General features: G+C 63.2%; 3 protein-coding genes and 1 pseudogene. 1 reads left to right on the top strand and 3 read right to left on the bottom strand.

The window, feature by feature from the left end:
• From JOZ76_RS21250 to ugpB, 3 genes are all read right to left on the bottom strand, one after another.
• Window positions 1-468: ABC transporter substrate-binding protein (locus JOZ76_RS21250; protein ID WP_291701521.1), on the bottom strand; the 468-nt coding region annotated here is incomplete at its 3' end.
• Between the two features lie 228 nt (window positions 469-696).
• Window positions 697-1,647, bottom strand: a complete 951-nt coding sequence (locus tag JOZ76_RS21245; protein WP_291701520.1) for an aminoglycoside phosphotransferase family protein — start codon at window positions 1,645-1,647, stop codon at window positions 697-699.
• 33 nt (window positions 1,648-1,680) lie between these two features.
• Complete coding sequence (gene ugpB / locus JOZ76_RS21240; RefSeq protein ID WP_441300066.1) at window positions 1,681-2,985, bottom strand: sn-glycerol-3-phosphate ABC transporter substrate-binding protein UgpB; 1,305 nt, start codon at window positions 2,983-2,985, stop codon at window positions 1,681-1,683.
• A gap of 645 nt (window positions 2,986-3,630) precedes the next feature.
• Between ugpB and JOZ76_RS21235 the strand changes: the two are divergent.
• Window positions 3,631-4,041 (top strand): annotated as a pseudogene (locus tag JOZ76_RS21235) (histidine kinase); the annotation flags it as partial.

Here is a 4,041-nt window from a genome sequence, read left to right as displayed (position 1 = left end):
AACGAACTGCTCGGGCTTGGTCAGCGAGCCCGCACTCATCTGGAAGGTCGGAAAGCCGCCGACGGAAACCGCGCGGTCGAGCGACCACTTCACGTCCTTCGCGGTCACGGGCGTGCCGTCGTGGAATTTCGCGTTCTTCTTCAGCTTGAAGGTCACGGACATGTCGCCGACGTTCATGTCTTCGGCGAGCTCGCCCTTGAACTTGTCGCGGTCATAATAGGGCACGCCGCCAGGTCCGCTCTTCATCTCGTGGCTGATCAGCCGGTCGTAGCAATTCCACGACACCTCGTAGCCCGGCACGTTGGTGCCGATGCCGTGAATGTCGAGATTGTTGGGACCGCCTTCCGAGACGATCAGCAGCGTCTCCGAGCGGGCATCGGCCTTGGCCGGAGAGATGATCGCGGGCGCAGGCAGCAGGGTGCCTGCCGCCACACTGGAGACGGATTTCAGAAAATCGCGACGCTTCATAAGCGGGCTCCAACGCGGCCGGAATGCGGTCTTGGAGCTGGCTTCGCAAGGTTCATGCCAAGCGTTAACGAAACCTAATTGATAACGTAAGTCGATGATCAGGCTCACGAAATTCGTTTACGCCGCGCCCCTCGGCGCCAGGACGATTGCATACAAGGGGGCGCGTTTGCCTACTCGTAATGCATATTGGTCAAGCGCCCGCTTCTTGCGCACCGCTGCCCGCGGTGCTCAGATCGGCCATATCAACTCCTGCAACTGAAAGAGATCGTCTGCCTTCTGCTGCCATCCCTCGATGCAGACATGCGCCTTGAGGTCGCTCGCCCGGTGCAGAAGCATCAGGGCCATCAGCCGCCGCCTCACCACGAAATTGACCTGCCCGGGCGCATAGCCAAATCCTTCGAACAGGCTCTTCACGCGGCCGGGCCGTCCGGCCGACATGAAGGCACTTGGGCCGAGCAGGTCATATTCACCCCACCCGGTCAGCACGTCGCCGAAATCGATCAGGCCAGCCAACTGCCATTCGCCATCCCGGCAGCTCAGGAGAAAATTCTCCGGGATCCATTCGCCAGTCAGTATCACCGGCGGGCCGTCGAGCGGAATGAGTTCGGCGGCGTCGTGCAACAGCGCGTCCAGCCCGTCCAGAAATTTTTGCGGCAAGCCGAGCCGCTCATGTCGCGCGCGACAACCTTCGATCTGCCGTCGCACGAACGCATCCCAACGCGGCTCGATCTGCAGCAATTCACCGGGCGGTACACGCTGGACCGCGGCGATGGTCGCGCCGATCTGCCTGAGCACGCGTTCCTTCTGCGCTTCCGGCAGCGCAGGCCACGCCTCGGCGCCCAGAATGCCGGGCACACGCGTGATCACGAGATAAGGCCACGCATCGCGCTCGCCTTCGCATACAATCTCGGGAATCGGGACACTCAGCCGACCGGCGAGTCGTGCCAATGTACCGCGCTCGGATACGAACTGACTGCGCAGCATCGGCGGGAATATTTTCAGGATCAGCCGGTCGTCCAGCGCAACGACGAGGTTGGTGCCGGTCGCGAAGACCCGCGGCGCGCTGACGGCGAGGCCGTGGCGATCGGCGATGTCAATGGCAACCGGGAGCCATTGCCCAGCATCGGCCCGCCAGGCGCGAAACGTCTCGAAATCGGTGAGGCTGGGCAACGAGAGCATGGACTTCGGACAACCACCTTCCCGGATCATGCTCTACCGGTCGGGACTCGCGCGCTCGAACTGGCGCAGCAGGCGGTTGCCGCGTTCCACCGCGGAATCCAGCGCGGCCTGCGCCGGCTTCTTAGCCCCAAAAGCCTGTTCCAGTTCGTCCTCGATCGCGTCACGGATCAGCACCATCGATCCGAGCCGGATGCCCTTCGAATTCTCCGTCGGCGGATGCAGCGTGATCTGTTCGATCGAGATCGCGGCGCCCGGATTGGCGTCGTAAAAGCCCTGCGAACGGGTCAGTTCATAGGCGGCGCGTGTGATCGGCAGATAGCCGGTGTTCTGGTGCCAGGCCGCCTGGACCTCCGGTTTCGACAGGAAGGCGAAGAATTTGGCGACCCCACGATATTCCTCGCTCGGTCGGTCCCGCAGCACCCACAGCGTCGCCCCGCCGATGATGCTGTTCTGCGGCGCGCCCGGCACATCGTCCCAATAGGGCATCATGCCGTAGCCGACCTCGAATTTCGAATAGGCCTTGATGTCGGCGCGCGTCGCCGACGAGCCGACGAAGATGCCGCACTCGCCGTTCTCGAACCGCGGCTCGGCCGACTGCGCCCGGCCGCTATAATCGAAAATTTTCTTGGCCTGCCATTCCGCGAGCTGCGCGATGTGGCGGACCACTACCGGATTATTGAAGGTGAGCACCGCGTCGATGCCGCCAAACCCGTTGGCGCGTGTCGAGATCGGCAGGTTATGAAAAGCCGAAAAGTTCTCGACGTTGATCCAGGAGGGCCAGGACGTCGTGAAGCCGCACGCAGCTCCGGCGGCGCGCAGCCGCGCTCCGTCCGCACCGACCTCGGCCCAGGTCTTCGGCGGCTTTTCAGGATCAAGCCCCGCGCCGCGAAACAGCGTCTTGTTGTAGTACAGGATCGGCGTCGACACGTTGAACGGAAACGACAGCATGTTGCCGCTCGCGTCCAGGTAATAGCCGGCCACGGCTGGCAGATAGGCTTCCGGCGTGAACGGTTCGCCCTGGTCGCGCATCAATTCGAACACCGGATAGATCGCCCCCTTCGCCGCGGTCATGGTCGCGGTGGCGATCTCGTTGACCTGCACGATGGCCGGCTGGCTGCGCGAGCGGAACGCGAAGATCGCGGCCGTCACAGTCTCGGTGTAGTTGCCCTTGTAGGACGGCACGATGCGGTATTCGGACTGCGAGGCGTTGAAATCGGTCGCCAGCTTCTCGACCTGTTTGCCGAGTTCGCCCGACATGGCGTGCCACCACATGATGTCGGTTGCCGCCCACGACGCCGACGTCATGCCGAGCAGGCTCGCAACAATCGCAAGTTGCAGGAAACGGCGTGCTGCTTTCACGGTGAACCTGCTTTGAGCTCTGGCGATGGCGCCTGATGTCACGCTTCTGAAGCGAGTGTCAGACACGCCACATGAGTTGAATCCGATAATCTTCCAGGCCCTCTTAAGACCGCGGACGGCAAGTTTCAATCCGCAAGGCGATCTTCTGCATCGCACCATTGACGACCATTGCCGTCTTTGCAGAATAGCCTCGGCTGCCCCAGGGCCAAAAAAATTTGAACCTTTTCGTCCCACCGCCGACATCATCCCAAGGGGATCAGGTTTTGTCTGTGTACCGCGCCAGCAATTCGCGGACCGTCGGTCTTGTCGTCGCGCCGTATGACGCGGCGAGCGCAAGAGGTCAGGACGCGCCGCGATTCCGTGTCGGCAAGCCGCGGAACGACGCCAAGCCGTCTGCCCTTTATTCGCGTTCCATGATCCCCAGGATCGAACGACGCGGCGGGCTGTCCCCGATGCGACCAGTTGCTTCGCGCGCGATCGGCGAGCTGGCGCGCGCGGTTCCACGAACTCACGCGATCGCAATCGTGGACGCCTGGGCGACGTCGGTCGAACGCAATCGCAAGGTGGAGTGAGCGGATCTTGGCGACGCCGCAACAGCTCGAAACAGCGGAACGGCCGGTCAATCTGGCCGCTCCCGTTCGCGCCCGCGTGGTCGGTCTGCTGCGCGCGGTGCCGATTCGCTGGCGCATCCTGTCGATCGCCGCGCTCAACTCCGCCGTCGTGATCGTGCTCGCCGCCTTGATCTGGAACGGCGCGCAGGTGCTCGGCTCGGCCTGGGAAGACGTGCGGCAAGTGCGCGAGTCCGACAAGATCCTGGCGCGGCTGGAAAGTGAGACCAGCCGGCTGCAGAACCTGATCCACCGCTACATCAACCAGCCGAGCTCCGAACTGTTTGCCGAGATCCTGCTGCTGCGCGAGGCGGTATTGGGCACGCTGACCCGGCGCGCGTCGACCGATCCGATGCTGGCGGGATCGGTCGCGCAACTCGAGCACTCCACTGAGCGCTTCCTGAACGGTTTCGGCGAACTGCGCGGC

The sequence above is a fragment of the Bradyrhizobium sp. genome, from assembly GCF_019244115.1.
Taxonomy (GTDB): Bacteria; Pseudomonadota; Alphaproteobacteria; order Rhizobiales; family Xanthobacteraceae; genus Bradyrhizobium.
This window is presented reverse-complemented; position numbering and strand designations above follow the sequence as displayed.